Origin of the sequence: Klebsiella terrigena, from assembly GCF_012029655.1 — a bacterium.
GTDB classification, from domain to species: Bacteria; Pseudomonadota; Gammaproteobacteria; order Enterobacterales; family Enterobacteriaceae; genus Klebsiella; species Klebsiella terrigena.
Map to the genome: position 1 here is coordinate 2,828,077 of NZ_CP050508.1, position 25,702 is coordinate 2,853,778.

Genomic DNA, 25,702 nt, shown 5'->3' on the forward strand with positions numbered 1-25,702 from the left:
GCCTCTCACCTTCGAGGAATGAACAATGTCCGGAAAAATGAAAACAATGGATGGCAACGCTGCGGCGGCCTGGATCTCCTACGCCTTTACCGATGTGGCGGCTATCTACCCGATCACGCCCTCCACGCCGATGGCGGAAAACGTCGATGAATGGGCGGCACAGGGGAAAAAGAACCTGTTTGGCCAGCCGGTGCGCTTGATGGAGATGCAATCGGAAGCCGGCGCCGCGGGGGCGGTGCACGGAGCGCTGCAGGCCGGGGCGCTCACCACCACCTATACCGCGTCGCAGGGGCTGCTGCTGATGATCCCCAACCTCTACAAAATAGCCGGTGAGCTGCTGCCGGGGGTTTTTCACGTTAGCGCCCGGGCGCTGGCGACCAACTCGCTCAATATCTTCGGCGATCATCAGGACGTGATGGCGGTTCGCCAGACCGGCTGCGCGATGCTGGCGGAGAACAACGTTCAGCAGGTGATGGACCTCTCCGCCGTGGCGCACCTGGCGGCGATAAAGGGGCGTATCCCGTTCATTAATTTCTTCGACGGCTTTCGCACCTCGCACGAAATTCAAAAAATCGAGGTGCTGGAGTATGAGCAGCTGGAAACGCTGCTCGACCGGCCCGCGCTGGAGAGCTTTCGCCGTAACGCGCTGCATCCGGATCATCCGGTCATTCGCGGCACCGCGCAAAACCCGGATATCTACTTTCAGGAGCGGGAAGCGGGGAACCGCTTTTACCAGGCTCTTCCCGAGCTGGTGGAAGGCTATATGGCGCAAATCAGCGCCATTACCGGACGGGAGTACCATCTGTTCAACTATTCCGGCGCGGCGGATGCCGAGCGGGTGATTATCGCGATGGGATCGGTGTGCGACACCGTCCAGGAGGTGGTGGAGACGCTGAACGCGGCGGGAGAGAAGGTCGGCTTGCTCAGCGTGCACCTGTTCCGCCCCTTTTCGCTGGCGCACTTCTTTGCTCAGTTGCCGACATCCGTCCGGCGCATTGCCGTACTCGATCGTACTAAGGAGCCCGGGGCCCAGGCCGAGCCGCTGTGTCTGGAGATTAAAAACGCTTTCTATCAGCACGACGATCCGCCGCTGATTGTCGGCGGCCGCTATGCGCTGGGCGGGAAGGACGTTCTGCCCAACGATATCGCCGCCGTGTTTGACAATCTCAACAGGCCGCTGCCGATGGATGGCTTCACGCTGGGGATTGTCGATGATGTCACCTTTACCTCATTGCCGCCGCGCCAGAAGGCGCTGGAGGTTTCTCACGCCGGCATCACCGCCTGTAAATTCTGGGGGATGGGCTCGGACGGCACGGTTGGGGCGAATAAAAGCGCGATCAAGATTATCGGCGACAGGACCGATCTCTATGCGCAGGCCTATTTTTCCTACGACTCGAAAAAATCCGGCGGCATTACCGTGTCGCACCTGCGCTTCGGCGACCGGCCGATTACCTCGCCCTATCTGATCCACCAGGCGGATTTTATCTCCTGTTCGCAGCAGTCCTGGGTTGAACGCTATGAGCTGCTGGATGGGTTAAAGCCGGGGGGGACCTTTTTGCTCAACTGCAGCTGGTCCGATGCCGAGCTTGAGCAGCACCTGCCCGCCGGGTTTAAGCGCTATCTGGCGCAGGAAAATATCCGCTTTTACACCCTCAACGCCGTTGATATTGCCCGCGAGCTGGGGCTGGGCGGGCGCTTTAATATGCTGATGCAGGCGGCGTTCTTTAAGCTGGCGGCGATTATCGATCCGCAGACCGCCGCGAACTATCTCAAGCAGGCGGTGGAAAAGAGCTACGGCAACAAGGGGGCAAGCGTCATTGAGATGAACCAGCGGGCGATTGACCTCGGCATGGCGTCGCTGCATCAGGTGACGGTTCCGCCGCACTGGGCGACGCTGGATGAACCGACCCCGCAGCCCTCGGTCCTGATGCCGGACTTCATCCGCGACATCCTGCAGCCGATGAACCGCCAGCGCGGCGACCAGCTGCCGGTTAGCGCCTTTATCGGCATGGAGGACGGCACTTTTCCGTCGGGTACCGCCGCATGGGAGAAGCGCGGCATTGCGCTGGAGGTGCCGGTCTGGGATCCCGACGGCTGTACGCAGTGTAACCAGTGCGCCTTCATTTGCCCGCACGCGGCGATCCGCCCGGCGCTGCTGAGCGGCGACGAGCTGGATGCGGCACCGGCGGCGCTGTTGAGCAAGCCCGCGCAGGGGGCGAAGGAGTACGGCTACCATCTGGCTATCTCGCCGCTGGACTGCTCCGGCTGCGGTAACTGCGTCGATACCTGTCCTTCACGCGGCAAGGCGCTGAAAATGCAGCCTCTCGATAGCCAGCGCCGAATGGCGCCGGTCTGGGACTACGCGCTGGCGCTGGCGCCGAAAAACAATCCGTTTCGTAAAACCACGGTTAAAGGCAGCCAGTTTGAGACGCCGCTGCTGGAGTTTTCCGGCGCCTGCGCCGGCTGCGGGGAGACGCCCTATGCGCGCCTGATCACCCAGCTTTTTGGCGACCGGATGATGATTGCCAACGCCACCGGCTGCTCCTCTATCTGGGGGGCCAGCGCGCCATCCATTCCCTATACCACCAACCATCGCGGCCATGGCCCGGCGTGGGCGAACTCGCTGTTTGAAGACAATGCCGAGTTTGGCCTCGGCATGATGCTCGGCGGCCAGGCTATCCGCAAACAGATCGCCGATGATATGACCTCGGCGCTGGCGCTGCCGGTGAGCGAGGCGCTTAAAGCGGCGATGAGCCAGTGGCTGGCGCAGCAGGATGAAGGAGAGGGAACCCGCGAGCGCGCGGACCGGCTAAGCGAACAACTGGCGCAGGAGAAAGAGCAGTCTCCGCTACTCGAGCAGCTCTGGCAGAACCGGGACTACTTTACCCGACGCTCGCAGTGGATATTTGGCGGTGACGGCTGGGCGTACGATATCGGCTTCGGCGGTCTCGATCACGTGCTGGCCAGCGGGGAGGACGTCAATATCCTGGTGTTTGATACCGAGGTCTACTCCAATACCGGCGGGCAGTCGTCGAAATCGACCCCGACGGCGGCTATCGCCAAATTCGCCGCCCAGGGCAAACGCACCGGTAAGAAAGACCTCGGCATGATGGCGATGAGCTACGGCAATGTCTACGTCGCGCAGATTGCGATGGGGGCCGACAAAGATCAGACCCTGCGCGCGATTGCCGAAGCCGAGGCCTGGCCGGGACCGTCGCTGGTGATTGCCTATGCCGCCTGTATCAACCACGGGCTGAAGGCCGGGATGAGCTGCAGCCAGCGGGAGGCGAAACGCGCGGTGGCGGCGGGATACTGGCATCTGTGGCGCTATCATCCGCAGCGCAAGGCGGAAGGCAGGACGCCGTTTGTCCTTGATTCCGAAGAGCCTGAAGAGAGCTTCCGCGACTTTCTGCTCGGCGAGGTGCGCTATGCCTCGCTGCACAAAACCACGCCACATCTCGCGGACGCGCTGTTCGAACGGACGGAGGAGGATGCCAGAGAGCGGTTCAGGAAGTATCAGTCGCTGGCCGGGGACGAATAACGCCGAGCCGCAGAGCCGGGATGAAAGGAGACAATGCAGAGGGATTTGCTCTTTAACGACTTTCCGTAACCAATGTTGACAGGGGAACGCTATGTTTACCGGTATTGTCCAGGGGATGGCGAAAGTGCTGTCCATTGAAGAAAAAAGCCATTTCCGCAGCCACGCCGTAGAGCTGCCCGCGGCTATGCTGGCGGGGCTTGAACCCGGCAGCTCGGTGGCGAATAACGGCTGCTGTTTGACGGTCACGCGTATTGAAGGCGCGCGGGTGAGCTTTGATTTAATGGACGAAACCCTGCGGGCGACCAGCCTCGGGGCGCTCAGGGAAGGTGACAGCGTGAACGTTGAGCGCGCCGCCAGATTCAATGACGAAATAGGCGGACACCTGATGTCAGGCCATATTATGACCACCGCCGAAGTGGTGCAAATCGTGGCCTCTGAGCACAACCGTCAGATGTGGTTTAGTCTGCGGGACCCGGCGGCCATGAAGTATATCCTCTACAAAGGCTATATCGGCGTGGACGGGATCAGCCTGACCGTGGGTGAAGTGCTGCCGCTGCGTTTTTGCGTGCACCTGATCCCGGAGACGCTGCAGCGCACCACGCTGGGGACGAAAAAGGTCGGTGAGCAGGTGAATATTGAAATCGATCCGCAAACTCAGGCGACGATCGATACCGTGGAGCGCGTGCTGGCCGCCGTCGCCGAAGAAAAGGGACGCCAGGTCGCCCCGTTTGCTGCCTGGCCGCACCCTTAGCCTGTCACCTGGAGCACAATTTTGCCTATGTGATCCCCGCGCTCCATCCTGGCGTGCGCCAGCGGGGCATCCTCAAGGCGGAAAACCTGATCAATGACGGGCCGACACTGGCCCGACGCCAGCAGCGGCCAGACCTGCGCGCGGAGCTCGGCGGCGATGCGCGCCTTCTCCTGCGCGGTTCTTGCCCCGGTAATGGTCGCGCGCTTCAGCGCCATGGCCTGCAGGTCAACGCCGTCTGCGATGGCGCCGCCGAGGAAGCCGATCACCACCAGGCGGCCGTCGCGCGCCAGCGCGGTCAGATTCGACTTGAAGTAGGAGGCGCCCATGATGTCGAGAATAATATCGACACCGCGTCCCCGCGTCTGGCTGAGGATGACGGCGGCAAAATCATCGGTACGATAGTTGATGGGTTGCCCCCCGAGGGCGGCAACGGCGGCGCATTTATCCTCCGAGCCTGCGGTGGCAAAGCACTCGATCCCGAAGGCTGCGCACAGCATTAGCGCGGTGGTGCCGATGCCGCTGGTGCCGCCGTGGATGAGGACCCGATCGCCGCGTTTGGCCTTAGCCATTTGAAACAGATTGGCCCACACGGTAAAGAACGTTTCCGCTATCGCGGCAGCCTCGATCATGCTCACGCCCGTCGGGACCGGCAGGCACTGCGTCGCGGGTAGCAGGCAGTATTCCGCGTAGCCGCCGCCGTTGGTCAGGCCACACACCTTGTCGCCGATCGCCCAATCAGTGACGTTGTCACCTATCGCCACAATATTCCCGGCCACTTCAAGGCCGGGTACCGGAGTGACGCCGTCGGGCATAGGGTACTTTCCCTGCCGCTGTATCACATCCGGACGGTTTACGCCCGCAGCGGCAACGTGCACCAGCACCTCATCGGGGCCGGGCAGCGGCAGGGGCGCTTTGCGAACCCGGAGCACCTCAGGTCCACCGGGAGCGGTTATTTCAACCTCGTTCATATATTCAGGTAATGGCATCGTTGTTCTCGTTGTCAGATTTCCGGTACACCGCGTCAGGGCGACTGGCGGCGAGTGCGGCTGAAAAGGGTTCATCAGCATTGGCGCCGTTCATCGCGCCGCGACGTCGGCAAGCGGCGTTTCTGCGGCCAGCTTGCCGGGATTGTTGGAGGCCAGCGGGCTGTCGCCGGTCAACAGGCGCCGGTCTTTGTGGACTTTATCTTCAGCGGCATCGGGGGCGGGTAAGCCGGTCATGATGATCTCCTTATGGGCGATTTACATTACAGCTTTAGCTTAGGTAAACCGGCCACAGGCCGCAATGAGGGATAGCCTTCAGCGACTGACTCCCGGAATCTTCTGGACACGCGGGTTAACGGCTGGAGATGAGGACGGCCCGTTGTTGATGGCAGAGCAACGCTCGCCCTGGCTATTGCGGTAGGTCTGCCGCGTGATTGCTCCCCTGATTGACCGTGACGCGATAAACGAACGCTTAAATACCCGCTCTGCCGACGCTGAGGGGTATTTAAGCCGTGACGTCCTTTCAGGTTTAGTGATTAAGGTTTAGTGAATAACCTGCGACAGAAACGCGCGGGTACGTTCTGATTTTGGATGGGCGAAGAACTCCTGCGGCGGAGCCTGTTCGACAATCTCGCCGCGGTCCATAAAGATAACCCGGTCAGCGACCGTGCGCGCAAAGCCCATTTCATGGGTGACGCACAGCATCGTCATGCCGTCTTCCGCCAGGCCAATCATGGTATCGAGCACCTCTTTGACCATCTCCGGATCAAGCGCTGAGGTGGGTTCATCAAACAGCATGATTTTTGGCTTCATGCACAGTGAACGGGCAATGGCTACGCGCTGCTGCTGACCACCGGACAGTTGCCCCGGGAACTTATGCGCATGCTCAGCAATACGGACGCGCTGCAGATAGTGCATTGCCAGCGCTTCCGCTTCCTTCGTTGGCATCTTACGCACCCAGGTCGGCGCCAACGTACAGTTCTGCAAAACGGTCAGGTGAGGAAAAAGATTAAAGTGTTGAAATACCATGCCAACTTCAGTTCGCACCCGTTCTATGTTGCGGACATCATCGTTGAGATGAATGCCATCAACGACGATACGCCCTTGCTGATGTTCTTCCAGGTGATTGATGCAGCGGATGGTGGTCGATTTACCCGAGCCAGAGGGGCCGCAGAGTACAATCCGCTCGCGGGGCTTCACCTGCAGGTTAATATCTTTCAATACGTGGAACTGACCGTACCATTTATTCACATTTTCGAGCGAAATCATCATCGCTTCAGCAGAATTAGTCATAGAGTGTGTCATGTAAAACCTCAGTGCGATGTACGCCCGGTGTGAAAGCGCTTTTCCAGATACTGGCTGTAGCGCGACATGCTAAAACAGAAAATCCAGTAGACGAGAGCGGCAAAAACGTAACCCTCCGTCGACATGCCAAGCCAGGTGGGGTCAACCGTTGCCTGCTGTACGCTGCTGAATAGATCGAACAGGCCGATGATGATCACCAGGCTGGTATCTTTAAACAACGCGATGATGGTGTTGACCAGGCCGGGAATAGTGAGCTTGAGCGCCTGGGGAAGAATGACCAGAAACTGTGTTTTCCAGTAACCCAGCGCCAGCGATTCAGCCGCTTCATATTGCCCTTTGGGCAGCGCCTGTAATCCGCCGCGCACCACTTCCGCGATGTAGGCCGACTGGAACAGAATAACCCCGACCAGCGCGCGCACCAGCTTATCGATGGTGGTGCCTTCAGCCATAAACAGCGGCAGCATCACCGAGGACATAAACAGCACGGTAATCAGCGGCACGCCTCGCCAGAACTCGATAAAAATCACCGACAGCGTGCGAACGACCGGCATGGTTGAACGACGTCCCAGCGCCAGCAAAATCCCCAATGGCAGCGCCCCGGCAATCCCGACAGAAGCGATAATCAGCGTCAGCGTCAGACCACCCCACTGGCGGGTCTCGACGCGATCGAGGCCCAAAAAACCGCCGTACAGCAGGACCCAGACGAGGAGAGGATAGGCCACCGCCCAGCAGGCGATATAGCGGCCCCGGCGCGGCATGGATTTGATAAACATCGGGATGATGGACAGCAGGCCAATCACCAGCGCGAGGTTGATACGCCAGCGGAGCTCGTGAGGATAGAGCCCATACATAAACTGGCCAAAGCGCGCGTGGATAAACACCCAGCAGGCGCCTTCTTTGGTACAGTCGGCGCGGGTTGTACCCAGCCAGTTTGCCTTGAACACCAGCCAGTTCAGCGCCGGGGGAATCAGGGTCCAGATAATCCACAGGCACAGCAGCGTCAGCAGCGTATTGAACCCGCTGGAGAACAGATGCTTACGTGCCCAGGCCCAGGCTTTACTCGCCGGATTGGTGGGCGCCGGGGGTGTTTCATGTGTGGTAACAGACATAGTCATTCCGTTCTCTTAACGCTCAACCAGCGCGATTTTGCGGTTGTAGATGTTCATCAGCAGCGAAATAATCAGGCTGATGATCAGGTAGACCGCCATGGTGATGGCAATGGTCTCGATAGCCTGGCCGGTCTGATTCAGCACCGTACCGGCAAACAGAGAGACCATATCCGGGTAGCCGATCGCCGCCGCCAGCGACGAGTTTTTCACGATGTTGAGATACTGACTGGTCAGCGGTGGAATGATGACCCGCATTGCCTGGGGGATGATCACCTGCCGCATGGTCACCGGATTTGGCAAACCTAGCGAGCGGGCCGCTTCACTCTGTCCATGTGGGACCGACTGGATACCGGAGCGAATCACTTCAGCAATAAACGAAGAGGTGTAGATCGACAGCGCCAGCGTCAGCGAAGCCAGCTCCGGGATCATGACGAACCCGCCACGGAAGTTAAATCCACGGAGCTGCGGGATATCCCAGTGGGTGGCGGCGCCAAACAGCATATGCGCTATCAGCGGGAAGACGACGATTATCGCTGCGGCTATCGGCCATGTGCGGCGCAGCTGACCGGTCTTCAGCTGGTGTTGGCGGTTGTAATGCCGTAATCCAATGCTGCCGGCGATCGCCAGCGCCAGGGCGATAACGAATGGCCAGCTGCCTGGCGCATAGGTGGGCCACGGGATGTAAAGACCGCGGTTGCTGACAAACGCCAGATCGAATGCGCTTAATGCCTCGCGTGGGCCAGGGAGATTACGCAGCACGGCGAAATACCAGAAGAAAATCTGCAACAACGGCGGAATATTGCGAAACGTCTCGATGTAAATGGTCGAGAGCTTGCGCAGCAGCCAGTTATCGGACAGACGCGCGAGACCGATAAAGAATCCGAGAATGGAGGCGAAAACAATGCACAGCGCGGAAACCAGCAGGGTATTGGTTAACCCCACAAGGAAGACGCGCGCGTAAGTGTCACCTTCAGTGTAATCAATCAGGTGTTGGATAATGCCGAAACCGGCACTGCGCTCAAGAAAACCAAAACCGGATGTAATACCGCGATTGGCCAGGTTGATCACCGTGTTGTGGATCAGATATCCGACAACGGCAAACACGGCGACAATGGCGACTATCTGGTAAAGCCAGGCGCGAACCGTAGGATTACCGAACGAAAAATCCCTTTTTACGGTTGGGCGTTGAGACATGTTGAAACCTCAATGAAAAAATCGCACCGGGTACCGCGGGGTGCGGTACCCAACTGGAAGGCAGATTAGCGTACCGGCGGTGCGTACTGGATGCCGCCCTGGTTCCAGAGCGCATTCTGGCCGCGCGCGATTTTCAGAGCGCTGTCTTTACCGACGTTGCGGTCAAAGCTCTCCTGGTAGTTACCGACCTGTTTAATAATGTTGAACGCCCATTTATTGTCGAGCTTCAGGTCTTTGCCAAAGTCGCCTTCAGAGCCCAGCAGGTGAGCGATGTCCGGGTTGGACGGTTTTGCCGCCATCTGATCGACGTTTTTCGAGCTGATCCCCATTTCTTCAGCGTTGAGCATGGCGTACAGCGACCATTTAACGATAGTGAACCAGTCGTCATCCCCGCGGCGCACGACGGGCCCCAGAGGCTCTTTCGAAATAACTTCCGGCAGAACGATAAACTCATCCGGTTTGCCCAGCTTAATACGCAGCGCGTACAGCTGAGACTGGTCGGAAGCCAGGGTGTCGCAGCGGCCGCTGTCGAGGGCTTTCGCTGATTCGTCAGAGCGGTCAAAGGTCACCGGCGTGTATTGCATTTTGTTGGCTTTGAAGTAATCGGCTACGTTCAGCTCGGTATCCGTACCGGCCTGGATACAGACGGTGGCGCCATCCAGCTCTTTCGCGCTTTTGAGGCCAGCCTTTTGGTGGGTCAGGAAGCCGATGCCGTCATAATAGTTGACGCCCGCGAATATGAATCCCATTCCGCCGTCGCGTGAAGAGGTCCAGGTGGTGTTACGCGATAAAATATCCACTTCGCCTGATTGCAGGGCGGTAAAGCGCTCTTTTGCCGTCAGCGGGGTGTATTTAACCTTGCTGGCATCGCCAAACACCGCTGCCGCAGTCGCGCGACAGACATCAACATCAATCCCGGTGAATTTGCCGTTCGCATCGGCGTAAGAGAAGCCCGGCAGACCATCACTGATACCGCATTGAACAAACCCTTTCTTCTTAATTGCATCCAAAGTGGTGCCAGCATGTGCCTGCTGTGCGACCGCGAGCAGAGAGGCTGCGGCGACAAGGGTGGAGAACATTATTTTTTTCATAAATCATCCTGTGTGGATAAGTCGTGTTGTTATGTGGTTGTGTTGAGCACTGTACCGTGCGTTTTTTCCTGTGGCGGTCCGCCGTTTTTGTTAAGGCAATTTTGATGCCATGTTTATAGATCGCTGAAATTCATAGGAAGAGCGCTTTGTTATCTGAATCATCAGCAAAGTTACGGTTACGCATGAGCACTAAAAGGGAACAAGACGAGTCATCGTGGGCAAAATGAGTGCAAAAGTTTCACGATAAGAAAGCAGAGTGCACGACGAAGAAGGGCGCATGCTGACGGGGTCGGCATTTCATTCACTGGCAGGCCTCAAGGGATAGCAGGGTGAGGCCAGGAGAAGAGGGGCGTAATACCGCAGACGGGAGCGTGAGATTTACCGGCAAAACCTCAGCGTATTAACTGCAACTATCGTTACCATTAAGGGGGTTACTGTTTCATTCGTTGCGAATGCAAAGGTGGCAAAACGCCGGGTAACATCCCAGATAACGGGCATCAGTTCATACCGAAGATGCCAGGGTAATGTTTAATTCGTATTGGCAACATTCAGCCCCGACGGATAATAATATCGTGAGTTAAAGGACCGTGCGGGCGCTCGGTTAGGATGGCCGGTTTTAGCCTGGCGCTGATATTCGTTGGCGCGATAACGATTTTTCCTGCTTCTACGCACTATCGAGGGAGTTAATCTATGTCGATACAGGTCGGGATCTATATTTTTGATAATGTTGAAGTCCTCGATTTTGCCGGGCCTTATGAAGTCTTCACCTGTGCCTCCAGGGTTCATCGGGGTGAGATACCGTTGTTTAACGTCTTTACGGTAGGCGAAACGCGGGAAACCATACGGGCCCGCGCAGGACTGCAGCTTTCCCCTGAAGCCACGATAGATAATCATCCCCCCATAGATTGCCTGATTATCCCTGGCGGGATTGTTGATGCGGAGCTGGCAAAGAGTGGCGTCATTGAATGGATATACCAGCAATCGTTAAAAACGGTAATTACCGCTTCAGTGTGTACCGGCTCTTTTTTGCTCGCTAAATCCGGCATTTTATCCGCTAAATCCGCCACCACGCACTGGGAGGATATTGCAGATTTCCGCATGATGTTTCCACAAGTCTTAGTAAAAGAAGGATTACGTTGGGTAGATGAGGGCGCCATTGTCTCCTCCGCCGGGATTTCAGCGGGTATTGATATGAGTCTGCATTTAGTCGAACGCTTTTCTGACAGAGCGCTTGCGGAGCTTACCGCGAAACAGCTGGAATTTGACTGGACCGAGAACAAACCAACGATTTAGGGTGCTGATAGCCTCCAGCCTGCAGGCTCTTTGTGAACTGCACCCAGTGAGGGAGAAAGTCAAAGTTTGACGTATAGCATTTGCTATACATAATCGTTGTGCTATGCTTGTAAAGCAAACGCTATACAAGGGAGTCTTATGAAATCAGATGTTCAACTTAACCTTAGAGCTAAGGAATCGCAGCGGGCGCTCATAGATGCGGCTGCGGAAATCCTCCACAAGTCACGTACAGATTTCATTCTTGAAATGGCCTGTCAGGCTGCCGAGAATGTGATCCTCGATCGCCGGGTATTTAACTTTAACGATGAGCAATATGCGGAGTTCATCGATATGCTTGATGCACCTGTCGCAGATGATCCCATCATCGAAAAACTGCTGGCAAGGAAACCCCAGTGGGACACGTAACAGCACCAGAACCTCTGTCCGCTTTTCATCAGGTGGCTGAGTTCGTCAGCGGTGAGACTGTACTCGATGACTGGTTAAAGCACAAAGGCCTTAAAAACCAGGCTCTCGGAGCCGCCAGAACGTTTGTGGTATGTAAGAAAGATACAAAGCAAATAGCTGGCTTTTACTCTCTGGCCACCGGGAGCGTCAATCATACTGAAGCGACAGGGAATCTTCGGCGTAATATGCCAGATCCCATCCCTGTCATTATACTTGCCCGCCTTGCTGTCGATCTCTCATTGCGCGGAAAAGGGCTTGGCGCTGATTTACTTCATGATGCAGTGCTTCGTTGCTATCGGGTTGCCGAGAATATTGGTGTACGTGCAATCATGGTTCATGCGCTCACAGAAGAAGCCAAAAATTTCTACATTCACCATGGTTTCAAACCATCACAAACTCAGCCGCGAACATTGTTCCTCAGACTCCCTCAGTAATGCAAATGGACTCTTTCTCTGATGCCTCGGTTAATCTGTCCAACTTTTTGGGGTCAGTACAATTTGCTGGGCTAATCGCTTTAGTCGGCAGCGGGTGAACCATCGCGGCGCAGCGGTGAGCGGCTAAAAAAAGAATGTCACCCACGATCCGCGCCGATAAATAGCGGATCGTTCTTCTCTTCGCCTTTTATATCCTCGCAAGAGTCTGAATATGCTATTTTCAGCAAAAATGGCAGGCGGCGGAAATCTGTTTTTCAACTTTCGATATGTTTTTTTCTTGTTTGTCTTGATAGCCTTCGCGGCAATATAGTTTTAGAAAAGAAATAAATGCCACCGTTGCGCATTTATCAGGGATAGCTCGCTGCGAAAATAAAATAATGATTGCTATTAATAAAATCAGTAAAAGTTTTACTGGCGAACCAATACTAAAAGAGGTGTCGCTTGCCATTAATACCGGAGAAGTTATCTGCATTATTGGCCCGAGCGGCTCAGGAAAAACGACATTATTGCGCACGCTGAATTTTCTCGAACCTGCCGACAGCGGAAAAATAGAGATCGATGATGCGGTTGTCGACTGCGCGAAAGCCGGAAAAAAAGAGATTGCAAAAATACGCGCGAAAACCGCAATGGTTTTTCAGTCCTGGAATTTGTTTCACAATCTCACCGCGTTGCAAAATATCACCGAAGGCCTGATTTATGCGCAGAAACGACCCCGTCAGGAGGCGGTGGCGGTCGCCGAACGGCTGCTAAAACAGGTCGGGCTATTGCATAAAAAAGACCATTATCCGAACAGCCTTTCTGGCGGGCAGAAACAGCGTATTGGCATTGCCCGCGCGTTGGCAATTAACCCGGCCGTGCTGTTGCTGGATGAACCGACTTCAGCCCTCGATCCGGAAAAAGTGGGCGAAGTCCTGACGCTTATCCAGGACATTGCCGCTAACGGGCAAACGATGATTATCGTGACTCATGAAATGGAGTTTGCCCGTCAGGTCGCCTCCAGAGTGGTGTTTATGGAAAATGGCGAGATCGTGGAGCAGGGGCCGCCTGAGCAGATTTTTGGGGCGGCGTTGCACACGCGGACGCAGGCGTTTCTGGCCCGATTACGTTTCCACGCCTGAGGTCAACGCGATGAATCCACAACCGCTATTTACTCTCGACGATCTGCTGTTCATTGTGCCGAAATTACTGGAAAACCTACCGGTCACGCTGGGCATTACGCTGGCCTCTCTGCTGCTCGGCCTGGCGCTTGGGCTGGTGGCGGCGGTCCTACAGTTTAGCCGTTCATCGCTACTGAGCTGGCTTGCGAAAGCCTATACCGATGTGCTGCGCGGGGCGCCGCTGGCTCTGTTAATCCTGCTGTTCTTCTTCGGCGGCAAACTGATCCTCTCAGCGCTTGAGCTGCCGGCGTTACTGATTAGCGATATGACCTTTGCCATATTATCTATTTCGGTTGGCATTAGCCCCTATTTTGCAGAAATGCTGCGCTCGGCATGGAACGCCGTAGATGCAGGACAAAAAGAGGCGCTACGGAGTCTGAATATTCCCTGGTATATTGGCATCGCCCATGTCATTTTCCCGCAAGGGCTCATTATCGCCATTCCCAATTTTGGCAATCTGTTAATCAACCTCGTAAAGATGACCTCGTTGGTTAATATTATCGGTATTGTTGATATTTTTGGTCGGGCACAGAAAATATCGCAGAACAGCTATGGTGCGAAGCAGGTCGCGGCATTTATTAGCGTCATTCTTATTTACTGGTTGCTTAATGTTATTATCTTTTATCTCACTACCCGCATTGAGAAAAAGTATCAATATTTACTGGAGTAAAACACGACTATGTTTAGCATCGATTTTATCCGGGATAATTTCGCCTTTATACTCAGCGCGCTACCGATAACCTTGCTGATTACCTTTTTATCTTTAATTTTCTCGACGCTGTCAGGAGCCATTCTGGCCTGGGTGATGATCCGCAACGTGCCTTACGTGAAATATCTGGTCACGGTGTTTATCTCTTTTGGGCGCTCGATCCCCATGCTGGTGATGCTCTATTTTGTGTTTTACGTCTGGCCGTGGCTTGCAAACGGGCTTTTTGGTGGAGCGCAGGATACCCCGTTCAGCTACAAGCTCTCGCCGCTGGTGGCCGCCGTAGCCGCGTTTTCAGTGGTGTTTAGCGCGTATTTCGCAGAGACGTTTCGTTCGGCGTGGAATTCGGTTGAAAAGGGGCAGCGAGAAGCCGCCTGGTCGATAGGCCTGACCGGTTTTACCCAGTTTCGGCGCATTATTTTTCCGCAGGCGGCGGTCTCCGCTTTACCCAACTACACCAGCGTCCTGATTGACCTGATCAAGGATACGTCGCTGGTTTATACCATCACGGTGGTTGATGTGATGGCAAAGGCGAATATTGCTGCAGCGCGTGGTTTTCATTACGTGGAGGCCTACTGCATCGTTCTGATTATTTATATTGCGCTCTGTCTGGTGCTTACCCGGATATTGCGACATATCGAGGCGTATCTCAGTAACCGGTGGAAAAGCCATGCGCCAAAAGTGGTTCCATCTCACTCATTTTGGGGAAAGAAGTATGTTCAAAAATAAGGTGTTAATGTTGGGTTCGCTGCTGTTGGCAATGCAGGTAACGATGGCCCAGGCGGCCGAAAAAAGCGCGAATGCGCAAACCGTTGAGGTGGTGGTCAATGCGAACGGATTCCCGTTCAGCTTTGTGGATGATAATAACAACATTACCGGCTACGACGGTGAGTTACTAAAAATCATCGATCGGCAGCTCACCAACTATAAGTTCCATTTTAATGCGGTCTCCCGGGATGCGATGATCGTCGGTTTGTCCACCGGCGCCTATACCCTCGCAGCGGATCATTTTTATCTCACGAAAGAGCGCGCGGCACAGTATGCGCACTCAGGCCAGCCTTCGGGTATCAGCGACCTGCGTTTAATTGTGCGTAACAACGAAAATGATATTCATACGCTGGGAGATCTTGCCGGCGGTAAGAAGAAACTGGTGCCGATTCATACATCTGATGCGCGCTATACCGTTATCGATAACTACAACAAAAAGCACCCTGGCCAGCAAATCAATCTCCAGCCGAACGGCGAGCAATCTGCGGCGGACATTTTCAAAGCCGTTGCCTCAGGAGAGTACGATGCGGCTATTTACCCGATTGGCGCATTATTGGCGTTAAACAAAGCCCTCAATCTTAATCTGAAAGCCTCTGAGTCCGTCGGCTTGTTCCCCAACGTCTATTTATACAAAAAGAATGCTGACCCGAAACTGATTGAAGCCGTCGACAATGAGCTTGCCGCCCTCAAAAAAGACGGCACGCTCGCCGAACTGTCCCGCAAGTGGTACGACGAAGATGTTTACGCTTTACCGGGGGCGGAAAACGTCAAAGTGAACACCGACTGGGAATGATTGTTTAGGGGAGTGCTGCCTGATGAAGACACAACAGCCCGCTTCGGGGCACAACGCGCCGAGCCTGGACGACGACGTTACCCTTGCGCTGCGCGCGATCACCGAAAAGCGCGCCGCAACGCTTGGCTATTTGCTTGATGAATCCCGGCAGCGCAATCAGCCCGACGATTATGCGCGCGCCGCTATCCGCCGTTATGGCCGAGATATCGGGCATTCCGTACGCGCGAAGATGCGTCGCGGCAACGATTTGCAGGAGTTTGCCGCTCTATTTACCCGCGGGCTGGAATCGCGGGTTTACGAAATGGAGACCGTTTCGGTCAGTCCGTCAGAGTTTATTGTGCTGTTCCATTATTGCCCTTACGTCAACTGCTGGCGTCAGCAGGGGCGCGATGCCCGCCAGATTGAGACGCTGTGTGATATTTGCATGGCAGGGGATCATGCGTTAACCGATGCATTCGAGGGCATGCAGTTAGCGGTTGAGGCCGCGCTGGCGCGGGGTGATGCTGCCTGCCGCCTGCGTTTCTACCAGACTCAGGAGGCTTAATGACAACATTAAAATGGGATCACGCCGTTCAGTTTGTGAACCAACCGGACGAAGCGATTGCCACGTTTGCCGACCACAAGCTCAACGCACTTGCCGGCGGGCGTCATCCTGGCTGGGGGACCTGGAATGCGCTCAGCTATTTCGGACTGACCTATATCGAATTTCTCGCCATCTACGATCGTGCCGAGCTGGCGTCGGCGCAGGCCGATTTTTTGCTCTCCCGCGACGCGGCACAGCTGCTGCCGGAAAACCAGGCGCTGCATCGGGTGGCGCTGCGCACGGATGATATTAACCAGACGCATGCGGAGTTGCGCAGCAAGGGGCTGAATGTCTCTCCGATTGTCGACGGCCAGCGTAACGATCCGCAGGGCAATATCATTAGCTGGCGTATTTTCACCGTCGATGGGGATTTTAACGGCCTGCCGTATCCCTTTATTCTGCAGTGGGGAGAGGGCGATGACGCACGGCTGACGCGGCTACGTGCTCAGGGGCTCGACGGGCCGCATCCCGCAGGCGAGGTCACATTGCAGAGCGCAGTTTTTGCGGTGCAAGACCCGCAGGCCGCGCGTGCGCACTGGCACGCGCTGTTCGGGTTCAATGAGCTGCCGGAGGGGCTGGCTGTGGGGCAACAGCGCTTTGTTTTTCTCCAGGGGCAGGACAACCGGTTAGTCGAACTGGTCTTTAAGGTCTCTGACCCGGCGCTGAAAGGCCAACGCTTTCGCGTCGGTAACGGCGAATATCGCTTTCAATAAGGAGTCACTGCGCATGGCAAATGTACATTTTATTGGTGCCGGACAAATGGCGGAGGCCATTATTCGAGCCTCGCTGGCGGCGGGGACGCTGCGCGCGGAAGAGATTTCGCTGGAGGATATCGATCCGGGCCGTATCGCAGCGCTCGCTGAACGCTATGGCCTGGCGCGGAAACCGCCGCAAGACGATGCGTTGCGCGAGGCCGAACTGGTGGTGCTGGGGATCCGCCCGCAGGACAATTTGTCGAGCGTGGCCGAACGTATTCGGCCTCATCTTTCTGCCGCAACGACGACGATCTCACTGATTGCCGGGGTGACGCTGCACAAACTCGAAACCGTATTGGGGGCGGAAAACCCCATTGCCCGGGTTATCCCTAATACGCTTACCGATACCGGCTTTGGCTACAGCGGGGTGGTTCTGAACGCGCAGGCAATTCCCGAACGGGTGGCGCCTTTTCTCAGCGGTTTTGGCAAGGTGCTTTACCTGCCGGAACGGCTTATTGATATCTTTACCGGCTTCGGCGTCGCCGGGCCGAACTACATTTATTACTTTATCGAGTCGTTTACCGATGCGGGCGTGCTGGCCGGCCTGTCGCGCGCGCAGGCAACTGAGGTGGTTCTGGAAAATCTGCAGGGGGCGATAGAGATGCTGCGCCTGAGCCAGAAACACCCGAGGCAGCTACTCGATATCAACAACTCGCCGGCTGGCGTCGGGATCCATGGGCTGTATGAGCTTAACAACAGCGATTTCGCTGCAGGTCTGCAACGCAGCGTGCTGGCGGCGGTGAAACGCACCCGTGAGTTGGGTGAGGCGCAGTAAACGTTATCAGGAGCGATCGCTATGAAGAGAAAAAACACGCTATTCCTCGCCGGACTCCTCTGCGTGATGGGGACGTTGGGCACCTCTGCGGCCTGGTCGGTGACCCCGCAATCCCCGATAGCCTGGGGGGAGCGCTGGAAAAATTTGCCGCCAACGCCAGCTCCTGTCGCCGCGTTAAAACCCGCGTATGCTAGCGTAAACGGAATCCAGCTCTATTACGCCACCACCGGGGAGGGAACGCCGGTGGTTTTGCTCCACGGCGGGCTGGCGAATTCCGATTACTGGGGTCAACAGGTTGCAGCGCTGGCGAAGCATCATAAGGTCATCGTAGTTGATAGCCGGGGCCATGGACGCAGCACGCGTGACGAGCGCCCTTACAGCTACGACTTAATGAGTGATGATGTGGTGGCGTTGCTCGATCATCTGAATATTAAGAAAGCGGATATTGTCGGCTGGAGCGATGGGGGAATTATTGGGATCGATTTGGCTATTCGCCATCCGACCCGCGTGAACCGCATTTTCTCCTTTGCCCCCAATACGAAAACCAGCGGCGTCAAACCTGATACCGAAAAGAACCCGGTCTTTGCCAGCTATATCGATCGGGCCGGGAATGAATATCGCAAGCTGTCAAAAACGCCCGACCAGTACGATGCCTTTGTCGAACAGATAAGCCATATGTGGGCCACACAGCCCAACTGGAGCGATGACGATCTCAGGAAAATCACGGCCCCGGTGCTGATTGTTGATGGCGATCGTGACGAGGCCATTGTGCGGGAGCATCTGGAATATATTGCTAACACCATCCCGAATGCCGGGTTGTTGATTTTACCCAATACCAGCCACTTCGCGTTTATTCAGGCACCGAAAGAGTTCAACGAGGCTATCCTGAACTTTATCGATTACAAGTGAGTGCATGGCGGTGAAAAAAGTACCGCGCAGTAAAAGCTGAAATGAGCGAAAGGGTGTGAAAGACGATGACCATCCGGCATGGACGCCATTTCGTTGTGCAGAATATGCGGCTGAACTGCTCTATACAACCCGTATCGCGCATCTCCCGAGTGTGCTGAAGTATGCTAAAATTTGTACAGCTCAAAGCCCAGGATAAGCAGCATAATATCAGCACCTTAGTCAATGTGAGGGAATATGGATAATGCGCGATATAAACGGGATGGCCGGCAACGATATCCCGCATGGCTGTGGTGCGGAAGTTTATTTCTGGCTACATGGCACTGTTCTGCGGATGAAATAAACCTGTACTCACTCAATACGGGCTCATACGTATATCATTTAACCAACAACCACGGGCAGTATACTGAGAATTTTGAAAATAACTTCATCTCCGTGGAGCGTAAATTCTCAGAGGATTCAAAATACAGTTTTGTGCTAGGTACGATGAAAAACAGCTTTGATGACCGATGCCTGGCTGCCGGTGTAAGAAGAGATTGGGTAGGGTGGGATACCGGCTGGGTTTTCAAAGGAATATATGGCTACGTGGGTGAGTTTTTCTTTGATGCTTTCAGTGATTGCGGCGATCATGGGTCTTATCATGATTTTAAGAAAGCAACAGGAATAGGCTTTTCTCCCTATATCTATCATGGCTTTCAGTATAACTTTACCTCTTACTTTGGGATGGACGTTGGCATCATCATTCCATCCGTATTTGTCATTACAGCACAGTGGAGCTTTAGGTAAAACCGGCGGCCGCCATGCTTTCAGGTGAGCGGCGATTTCGATCTCGCGAATCGCCGCTGAATCAGTCAACTCATCGTATCTTTCAACGTAGACGCGCCCAGTAGCGACATAGGCGGGCGCGCGATTTTCGAACCTGCAGCGAATAACAACCATCGACCAATCTGGCCGCCCGAGCTTCCTGCTTTACCCCCTTCCAGAAAACCATCCCACTACAAATAAGAATAATAATTATTTTCATTAAGTAGTATGTTGTACTCGTCCATGACGAGAAATGTCTCATCATTGCGGAACATAAGACCAGACGAGTGGGCGCCGACGTTACCTGTGCTGAGGTGCTGCATCAATATAATTTATGGGGATAAGATGATAAGAATATCAATCCGTGCAGTGCTGTTGGCCTCCGCTGTTGCGATGTCAACCGCCACAACCGCATTTGCCGCCAGCCAATGGGAAACGGCGGAGACTACCTTTCCTGGCAGTATCCGCGCCGGTTCAAGGGAAGTCCCTGTTAAGCCCGGCGATAAAACCGAAGTCACGATTAAGAACCTTCCGGCGGGCGCAACCGTCACCTTGCTGAATGGCGCTGAAGCCCTGATCCCTCAGCCACTGACCGCCGACGGGAAGGGAACGCTCAATATTCCGCTGACCGTTCCGGCCAATGCCGAGATTGGCCTTCATCCCCTCACCGTTATCACGCAAAACCCGGCGAGCGTTTCACAGGTCATGTTGAAACTGTCCAGGATCGTTCCCCCGAAAAACGCCGATGCTTTCAAGCTGCAAACGGCTCCCGTCGGTGAGCGGGCGTACCAATCGGCCGTTTCAGCCGATGGGAAGCTGTTCGTGACCTCTGCACGCGGACCGAAGGACGGTAGCCGTCTATTGAGACTGAACGCCGAAACGCTGGCTGTCGAAGCGGAGGCCGTACTGCCAAAAGATGAAAAGGGCAAACAAATTGGCGTCTTCGGCGTCGGTGTTGACAATGCCCATAAGCATGTCTGGACGACGAACACCCTTGCCGAGACGGTGACCGTGTATGACGCGAACACGCTTTCCGTCGTCAAGGTCTTTCCGGAGGGTTCGGTCCCGCATCCGCGCGACGTGATTATTGATGAAGCCCACAATCGGGCCTATGTCAGCGCTGCGCTGACCGGTTTTATCGAGGTATATGACACCAAAACGCTTGAACACGTCGGTCAGCTGCAGTTCGTGGCGGACCGTGGCCGCGACCTGTTTTACAGCACAGATCTTGCCCTCGACAGCAGCGGAGGGAAGCTCTACGGCGTTAGCCGCGATACGCCATGGGTAGGTTGGATTGATCTTAAAACGGGCAAGAGCACGACGGTGAAAGTACCGCAGGCGCAAGGTGCAACTGATATCGCGCGCGATCCGGCAACCGGCCGGATCTACGTCACTTCGCAGGAGACGAACAATGTCGTGGTTCTGGATCCGAACGGCAAGGTTCTCGCTGATACCTATATTGGTGCCGGGGGCGTAGCTGTCGTCTGGGATGCGGTGACGTCGCAGGTTTTCGCCGCGACGCGCGCGGGCGGAACGGTTGCAGTCCTGGATCGGGACGGCAAACTGGTCGCCAATATTCCGATGGATGAGACGCCAAACCACCTGACCATCGCGCCTGATGGTGCCGTTTATCTGGTGTCGATGTATGGCGCCGCCGGGGATAAGGTCCAAACCGGCTCTGTGACGAAAATCACGCCCAGGCAGTGACGGCATGAATCGGCTGCGTGACGCGTGGCTCGCTGGACCACCAGGTCCGGCATAATAATGAATCCCCGGCCGCCCAGAGACTGGGGATTCATCCATGGCGTCAAAATTTGCCGGATGTGCGGCAGGATCTCTTTAGCCAGCGATGGACCTCTCAGATTTTCTGGGCACCACCTTATCGAATTCGTCAGATTATCTCCTTAAAAGATATAGATAAAATAGTCATCGCGCCTGTTTTCTTAACGATTAAATATTATTCCTTTCCATTTAAATGTCTTGACAAAATTCACGACAAAGATAAATTTGAGCGACCGCTCTAATTTGTCATGTTCGCCTGCGGGATCTAAAAACGTCACACAGCGATTAACCAATACAGGCCATAACCACGGAACTCACTGACATGTCATACTTTTTTCAGAGAACGAAAAGTAAAAAATCGAAAATGTTAGCGGTTGCATTTTCTTTCGCCATTTCCACGGTTCCAGTCTTAGCAAATGCTTCTACAGCAGAGAGTTACAATATCGCCGTTTATAGGGGGCAAGCCGGCTGTTCGGGGTGTTCTGAAATGGTGGTTAAATCTCTGGTCAAGACGGGTCTGCCGCTGAGGATTTCTTATGTGGGTGAAAAAGAACGGCTGAAACTCAATGCTCAAACACTCAAAAAATTCGATCTCTATATTCAGCCTGGCGGCGGTCAAGATATTCCGGGATCTTATCAAGCGCTTGGGGATGAAGGGGCTGACGCAATCCGTCAGTTTGTGAAAAGCGGCAAATCTTTTATGGGTATCTGCATGGGAGCATATCTTGCCGACAAAGACTGGATAGGGCTCATTGACGCGCCTCTGGAGTCCGAAGTGGCAAGACCAGGTTCAGACGCCTTAGATCAGGGAGATTATACCCTGCAACTTACATGGAATAATAAGCAAGAGCCTTTTTACTATCAGGATGGACCTTATCTCAACGGCAGCAGCTCAAGCACCGGGTTCCAGGCGCTCGCTTATTATGAGAATGGAGATATCGCCATTGCCCGGTACAAATACGGGAAGGGGAACGTCATATTATCAGGCCCGCACCCGGAAGCCGATGAGACCTGGATAGATAGCACTGCGGTAGGCAATACGACAGCCGAAAGTAAAATGCAGCGTATTTTGAGCTATCTTGATATAAAAAAGAGCTAAGGTCTGGCGCACATTGCTCAACACGCTCAGGAATGGTTTTTAAGTATTTTAAACACCAGCTCGGATATTTCATCAAGAAAAGCACTGCGTTTATTTTCTGAGTAATCGAGGATCAACAGGCTGGAATACCCATCTATTAATGCATTTATTTGTCTGGCTGATACGGAGGCGTTTTTCAACAGGAACTCGCCTTCCTTAAGCCCAAAGCTAATGATGTCTTCAAGAATAGTGATCCACTGTAGTGATTGATTGTGCACTAAACTAGCATAGTCAGCATCACGCGCTGCCAGCGGCCAAAGTTCAAGATAGAGCAGCCAGTGCGCTGATGGTGCATCAGGTAACAGCGTCCTGATATAGAGGCGGACTCTGTCGCTAGCGCTCATATTTCCCGAGGTACTCAAAAAATCATGGCATTCTTGTATGTCATTATCAAACATATATTTAATAGCCGCTTTTTTCAAGGTTTCCCAGTCGCTATAATAATGATAGATATGACTTCTTGAGATGTTCAGCTTTTGAGTTAAATCACGAGTTGAGACATTGCTTAATCCTTTTTCTCTGAAAAGTTGCAGAGCAGCTATTTTTATCAACTCAGAAAAATTTGCCGTTTTCAAGATTCAACCTTTATGATTATCAAGCGTAATGAAATTATAACATAACGCCTGTAACCTTGCACGCGCTCAACTCCCGATACTATATCTATCAATCACTAAACAAAGTAGAACAATATCCTCTGCACTTTATTAAAAATAAACAAGGGCAGGGTGCCGCTGGCCGATTTCTTGATAAAATAACGCGTAGATGATTATCATTTTTCAAACACCCCAGTCTCTACTGCCTGAAAAAACTCAATAAGCTTATGGGGAGCATTTTCACCCAGAATGTAGTCGATCGTGATGTGCGTATCCGTGGCCTCATCTTTGCTGCGCAAGAACATCGCCTCCTCATAGATACCCAGTGCGGCATCGATGTTGTCCGTGTTTGTAGCAATTAATTTCCCCAGCTCAACGGCATCGAGCATACCCAGGTTGGCGCCTGTACCATTCGGAGCCATAAGATGTGCAGCGTCGCCAATTAAGGTCACGCCGTGGACACGATCCCAGCGATGCTCATCGGGTAGAGAATAAATGGGACGGGGTATTAAAGGCGTATCTCCCGCAGTTATCAGAGCGGTAAGGTAGGGGGTCCAACCCTGAAATTCTTTCTGAATCAGAAGATTAGTAGCTTCAACATCGCTAAAGTCGATGCCGTCAACCCAACTCTGTGGTCGCATGAACTGAGCATAAGTATGAATGATGTTACCGGCTTCACGATGCGCCGTCAGGCAGGTACCAGGCACCATACAAAACATATTCCCCGGCCCTACAGCACCTGCAGATTCAGGATGACGATGGTCAACATCGTGCAGGAAAGTTTCTATTAAGGTTATACCGGCATAGGATGGCCGTGCATCCGATACCAGATGGCGTACTTTTGACCATGCGCCATCTGCTCCAACGAGTAGCTGGCTCGTCGCTGTCGAACCATCTGCAAAAGTTAAGTGGTGACGTCCTTCACCATCCGGCATAACGCATGTAAGCTTCTTCCCCCATTGTATGGTACCCGCTGGAAGGGAATCGATCAGGACCTGTCTCAGATCACCACGAAGGACTTCAGGCCGCTGGCCGTTATCTGGCTGATCAAATAAAACTTCCCCCTGAGGTGAGAGTATACGGGTTGCGCCTCCCCCTTTATGAATGATTGCATGGAACTCATCGGTAAGACCGGCTGCTTCAAGAGCGTACTGGCCGCTGCTCTCATGTATATCGAGTTGCCCACCCTGGCGACGCACTTCTGGTGATGGTTCGGCTTCATAAATGACTGCGTTAATGCCATGAACATGCAGGATTCGGGCGAGCATCAACCCGCTAAGGCCGGCACCCGTAATCGTCACAGAGAGATTCATCAAAACTTCCTCTATCGTTGTGGATGTTATAAATCTTATCTTTAAATGATTTCATCCTTCCTGCGTTGCTGAAACCCTATGGCTCACCATGAATAACGCTGAGAGAACGAGCAGTACAGCCCCACCGGTGAGTACCCACCCGGCGTGCTGAAAGGCGACTAAGTGACCATTATCATGGACAAGTCTGACGTAGTACGCAGTCACTAATGCGGTTCCTGCCATAGCGCCGACACGCTGCAGGATGTTCAGAATAGGCGCTGCATCAGCTACATGACGGGTTCCCGCCATAGCCAGGCCTGCTGCCATTGCTGGCACAGTCGCAAGGGCTAAACCGAACCCGCGGACGGCTATCGCCATACCAACAAGCGTATAGCTGCTGCCGGCATCGATCATTGCTAAGGGCAATGTGGCACATGCCGCGAGAACGCCGCCAATGATAAGCACAGCTCGTGGCCCCAGCTTATCAGAAAAGTAACCTGCTACAGGAAATCCTACCGCAGAGCCGATTAACTGAGGAGTCAGCAGCAAGCCCACATCAGCCAGTGTTTCATGGCAAACGTCACGGAAATACAAAGGAAGCAGGAACTGTCCCCCAAAATTCACCGCTCCGCCAAGAGTCATCAATACAGCAGATAACGTGAAGCCACGATGTTTAAAAAGTCTGAGGTGAAGTAATGGCGATTCAGTGCGCAAGGAACGGTAGATAAACAAACAAGTAAACAGTGCGCCCAGGCAAAGTACGATAATGTCCCAACCGTTTTTGCCACTGCTAAGGCTTATCCCTTTCAGTCCTTCCATCAGCATGGGGAGGCTGCAAAGGATAAGTATCAGTCCCACCCAGTCCAGAGAGAGAGGCTTATCACTTTTTATTGTCGGACGGGGAAGTAACTTCCATCCAGCAAGACAGGCGCATAGACATAACGGCACATTGATCCAAAATAACCCTCGCCATCCGCAGCTTTGAAGTAGAACTGCACCAAGAGACGTTCCTAATAAGGGTGCAATGACGATGGCAACGCCAATAGTGCCAATGACCCGCCCCAGGCGCTCACGACCGACAGCCAGACCAAGGATGGTCTGTCCTGCCGGCACGAGTAATCCACCGGCCAGACCTTGCATAATTCTTGCGGCCAGTAGCACCTCGAAACTCGGGGATAAAGCGCAAACTGCCGAGAAAATCCCAAATAAAATCAGTCCGTAGAGCCAAAGCTGTGTCGCGCCAAACCGCCTTACAGCCCATGCGCTAATCGGAACTCCCGCAGCAAGGGCCATGAGGTTAGTTGGCGTGTCAGCCCCGTCACGGGACAGCTGGAACGTCGCTGCGGTTTCGCTGACGCCGAAGACCCACAAAGTCGATCTTCCATCGCTTAATTCAACCGTTACGCCGTTGAGAGTGCCTGCGAGCTGTGCCGCAGTCTGCTCCTGCGTACCGCGCTGAATTTCGTCACTATCGGTACCTGTTTATTCCCTGATATCTTCATAAA

At 54.2% G+C, this 25,702-nt stretch carries 25 protein-coding genes and 1 pseudogene; 16 read left to right on the forward strand and 10 right to left on the reverse strand.

Features of this window, described 5'->3' with window-relative positions; all coding sequences use genetic code 11:
* Window positions 1-25 precede the first annotated feature (25 nt).
* Both nifJ and HCK03_RS13375 read left to right on the forward strand, forming a co-directional pair.
* Window positions 26-3,541 (forward strand): pyruvate:ferredoxin (flavodoxin) oxidoreductase, encoded by a 3,516-nt coding sequence (nifJ, locus tag HCK03_RS13370; protein ID WP_167691722.1) that lies wholly within the window; start codon window positions 26-28, stop codon window positions 3,539-3,541.
* Between the two features lie 91 nt (window positions 3,542-3,632).
* Window positions 3,633-4,292, forward strand: a complete 660-nt coding sequence (locus HCK03_RS13375; protein ID WP_167691723.1) for a riboflavin synthase subunit alpha — start codon at window positions 3,633-3,635, stop codon at window positions 4,290-4,292.
* Here HCK03_RS13375 and HCK03_RS13380 read toward each other — a convergent pair.
* From HCK03_RS13380 to HCK03_RS13405, 6 genes and pseudogenes are all read right to left on the reverse strand, one after another.
* Window positions 4,289-5,260: an NAD(P)H-quinone oxidoreductase gene (locus tag HCK03_RS13380; RefSeq protein ID WP_206110953.1), complete on the reverse strand. Its 972-nt coding sequence runs from the start codon at window positions 5,258-5,260 to the stop codon at window positions 4,289-4,291. The two genes, HCK03_RS13375 and HCK03_RS13380, sit on opposite strands and share 4 nt — an antisense overlap.
* A 108-nt stretch (window positions 5,261-5,368) precedes the next feature.
* Window positions 5,369-5,476, reverse strand: a pseudogene (locus HCK03_RS13385) (glyoxalase III HchA); the annotation flags it as partial.
* A 342-nt stretch (window positions 5,477-5,818) separates the two neighbouring features.
* On the reverse strand, window positions 5,819-6,580 hold the full coding sequence (locus HCK03_RS13390) for an amino acid ABC transporter ATP-binding protein (RefSeq protein WP_041145581.1): 762 nt from the start codon (window positions 6,578-6,580) through the stop codon (window positions 5,819-5,821).
* Between the two features lie 8 nt (window positions 6,581-6,588).
* Entirely contained in the window at window positions 6,589-7,689 is a 1,101-nt protein-coding gene (locus tag HCK03_RS13395) for an amino acid ABC transporter permease (protein ID WP_141334603.1), read from the reverse strand.
* A 15-nt stretch (window positions 7,690-7,704) separates the two neighbouring features.
* Window positions 7,705-8,883, reverse strand: coding sequence for an amino acid ABC transporter permease (locus HCK03_RS13400; protein ID WP_115192718.1), 1,179 nt, complete (start codon window positions 8,881-8,883; stop codon window positions 7,705-7,707).
* Window positions 8,884-8,948: 65 nt separating this feature from the next.
* The gene (locus tag HCK03_RS13405; protein ID WP_041145578.1) at window positions 8,949-9,974 is read right to left on the reverse strand and encodes an amino acid ABC transporter substrate-binding protein; all 1,026 of its coding nucleotides are present in this window, start codon (window positions 9,972-9,974) and stop codon (window positions 8,949-8,951) included.
* Between the two features lie 690 nt (window positions 9,975-10,664).
* Here HCK03_RS13405 and HCK03_RS13410 point away from each other — a divergent pair.
* The 3 genes from HCK03_RS13410 to HCK03_RS13420 all read left to right on the forward strand — a co-directional run bounded on the left by HCK03_RS13410 (window position 10,665) and on the right by HCK03_RS13420 (window position 12,145).
* A complete protein-coding gene (locus tag HCK03_RS13410) occupies window positions 10,665-11,267 on the forward strand; it encodes a DJ-1/PfpI family protein (RefSeq protein ID WP_167691725.1) in 603 nt (200 codons plus the stop codon).
* Window positions 11,268-11,405: 138 nt separating this feature from the next.
* Window positions 11,406-11,672 (forward strand): type II toxin-antitoxin system TacA family antitoxin, encoded by a 267-nt coding sequence (locus tag HCK03_RS13415; protein WP_115192720.1) that lies wholly within the window; start codon window positions 11,406-11,408, stop codon window positions 11,670-11,672.
* Window positions 11,660-12,145, forward strand: a complete 486-nt coding sequence (locus HCK03_RS13420) for a GNAT family N-acetyltransferase (RefSeq protein ID WP_076947544.1) — start codon at window positions 11,660-11,662, stop codon at window positions 12,143-12,145. Before HCK03_RS13415 ends, HCK03_RS13420 begins: the two co-directional genes overlap by 13 nt.
* Window positions 12,146-12,365: 220 nt before the next feature.
* Here HCK03_RS13420 and HCK03_RS26370 read toward each other — a convergent pair whose 3' ends face one another.
* Complete coding sequence (locus HCK03_RS26370) at window positions 12,366-12,659, reverse strand: hypothetical protein (RefSeq protein WP_227699924.1); 294 nt, start codon at window positions 12,657-12,659, stop codon at window positions 12,366-12,368.
* Between HCK03_RS26370 and HCK03_RS13425 the strand changes: the two genes are divergently transcribed.
* From HCK03_RS13425 to HCK03_RS13475, 11 genes are all read left to right on the forward strand, one after another.
* Window positions 12,580-13,263 (forward strand): amino acid ABC transporter ATP-binding protein, encoded by a 684-nt coding sequence (locus HCK03_RS13425; protein ID WP_228283737.1) that lies wholly within the window; start codon window positions 12,580-12,582, stop codon window positions 13,261-13,263. The two genes, HCK03_RS26370 and HCK03_RS13425, sit on opposite strands and share 80 nt — an antisense overlap.
* 10 nt (window positions 13,264-13,273) lie before the next feature.
* On the forward strand, window positions 13,274-13,972 hold the full coding sequence (locus HCK03_RS13430) for an ABC transporter permease subunit (protein ID WP_041145574.1): 699 nt from the start codon (window positions 13,274-13,276) through the stop codon (window positions 13,970-13,972).
* Window positions 13,973-13,981: 9 nt separating this feature from the next.
* Window positions 13,982-14,737, forward strand: a complete 756-nt coding sequence (locus HCK03_RS13435) for an amino acid ABC transporter permease (protein WP_115192722.1) — start codon at window positions 13,982-13,984, stop codon at window positions 14,735-14,737.
* Window positions 14,724-15,569: a transporter substrate-binding domain-containing protein gene (locus HCK03_RS13440; RefSeq protein ID WP_123552337.1), complete on the forward strand. Its 846-nt coding sequence runs from the start codon at window positions 14,724-14,726 to the stop codon at window positions 15,567-15,569. Before HCK03_RS13435 ends, HCK03_RS13440 begins: the two co-directional genes overlap by 14 nt.
* A gap of 22 nt (window positions 15,570-15,591) precedes the next feature.
* Complete coding sequence (locus HCK03_RS13445; RefSeq protein ID WP_041145571.1) at window positions 15,592-16,113, forward strand: L-2-amino-thiazoline-4-carboxylic acid hydrolase; 522 nt, start codon at window positions 15,592-15,594, stop codon at window positions 16,111-16,113.
* Complete coding sequence (locus tag HCK03_RS13450) at window positions 16,113-16,865, forward strand: VOC family protein (protein ID WP_167691726.1); 753 nt, start codon at window positions 16,113-16,115, stop codon at window positions 16,863-16,865. The genes HCK03_RS13445 and HCK03_RS13450 overlap by 1 nt, the downstream gene beginning before the upstream one ends.
* Window positions 16,866-16,878: 13 nt before the next feature.
* Entirely contained in the window at window positions 16,879-17,682 is an 804-nt protein-coding gene (locus HCK03_RS13455; RefSeq protein WP_167691727.1) for a pyrroline-5-carboxylate reductase family protein, read from the forward strand.
* A gap of 21 nt (window positions 17,683-17,703) precedes the next feature.
* A complete protein-coding gene (locus HCK03_RS13460) occupies window positions 17,704-18,591 on the forward strand; it encodes an alpha/beta fold hydrolase (RefSeq protein ID WP_228283738.1) in 888 nt (295 codons plus the stop codon).
* 234 nt (window positions 18,592-18,825) lie between these two features.
* Window positions 18,826-19,374 carry a hypothetical protein gene (locus HCK03_RS13465; RefSeq protein ID WP_227503242.1) on the forward strand — a complete coding sequence of 183 codons (549 nt, stop codon included), beginning with the start codon at window positions 18,826-18,828 and terminating at the stop codon, window positions 19,372-19,374.
* Between the two features lie 363 nt (window positions 19,375-19,737).
* Window positions 19,738-21,099: an NHL repeat-containing protein gene (locus HCK03_RS13470; protein ID WP_167691728.1), complete on the forward strand. Its 1,362-nt coding sequence runs from the start codon at window positions 19,738-19,740 to the stop codon at window positions 21,097-21,099.
* 397 nt (window positions 21,100-21,496) lie between these two features.
* Window positions 21,497-22,273 (forward strand): BPL-N domain-containing protein, encoded by a 777-nt coding sequence (locus tag HCK03_RS13475; RefSeq protein WP_115192733.1) that lies wholly within the window; start codon window positions 21,497-21,499, stop codon window positions 22,271-22,273.
* Between the two features lie 26 nt (window positions 22,274-22,299).
* Here the strand turns inward: HCK03_RS13475 and HCK03_RS13480 are convergent, their stop codons facing one another.
* From HCK03_RS13480 to HCK03_RS13490, 3 genes are all read right to left on the reverse strand, one after another.
* On the reverse strand, window positions 22,300-22,887 hold the full coding sequence (locus HCK03_RS13480; protein WP_143716717.1) for a TetR/AcrR family transcriptional regulator: 588 nt from the start codon (window positions 22,885-22,887) through the stop codon (window positions 22,300-22,302).
* A gap of 194 nt (window positions 22,888-23,081) precedes the next feature.
* Window positions 23,082-24,218 carry an FAD-dependent oxidoreductase gene (locus HCK03_RS13485; protein WP_167691729.1) on the reverse strand — a complete coding sequence of 379 codons (1,137 nt, stop codon included), beginning with the start codon at window positions 24,216-24,218 and terminating at the stop codon, window positions 23,082-23,084.
* Window positions 24,219-24,269: 51 nt separating this feature from the next.
* Window positions 24,270-25,526 carry a DHA2 family efflux MFS transporter permease subunit gene (locus tag HCK03_RS13490; protein WP_323127231.1) on the reverse strand — a complete coding sequence of 419 codons (1,257 nt, stop codon included), beginning with the start codon at window positions 25,524-25,526 and terminating at the stop codon, window positions 24,270-24,272.
* Window positions 25,527-25,702: the final 176 nt, after the last annotated feature.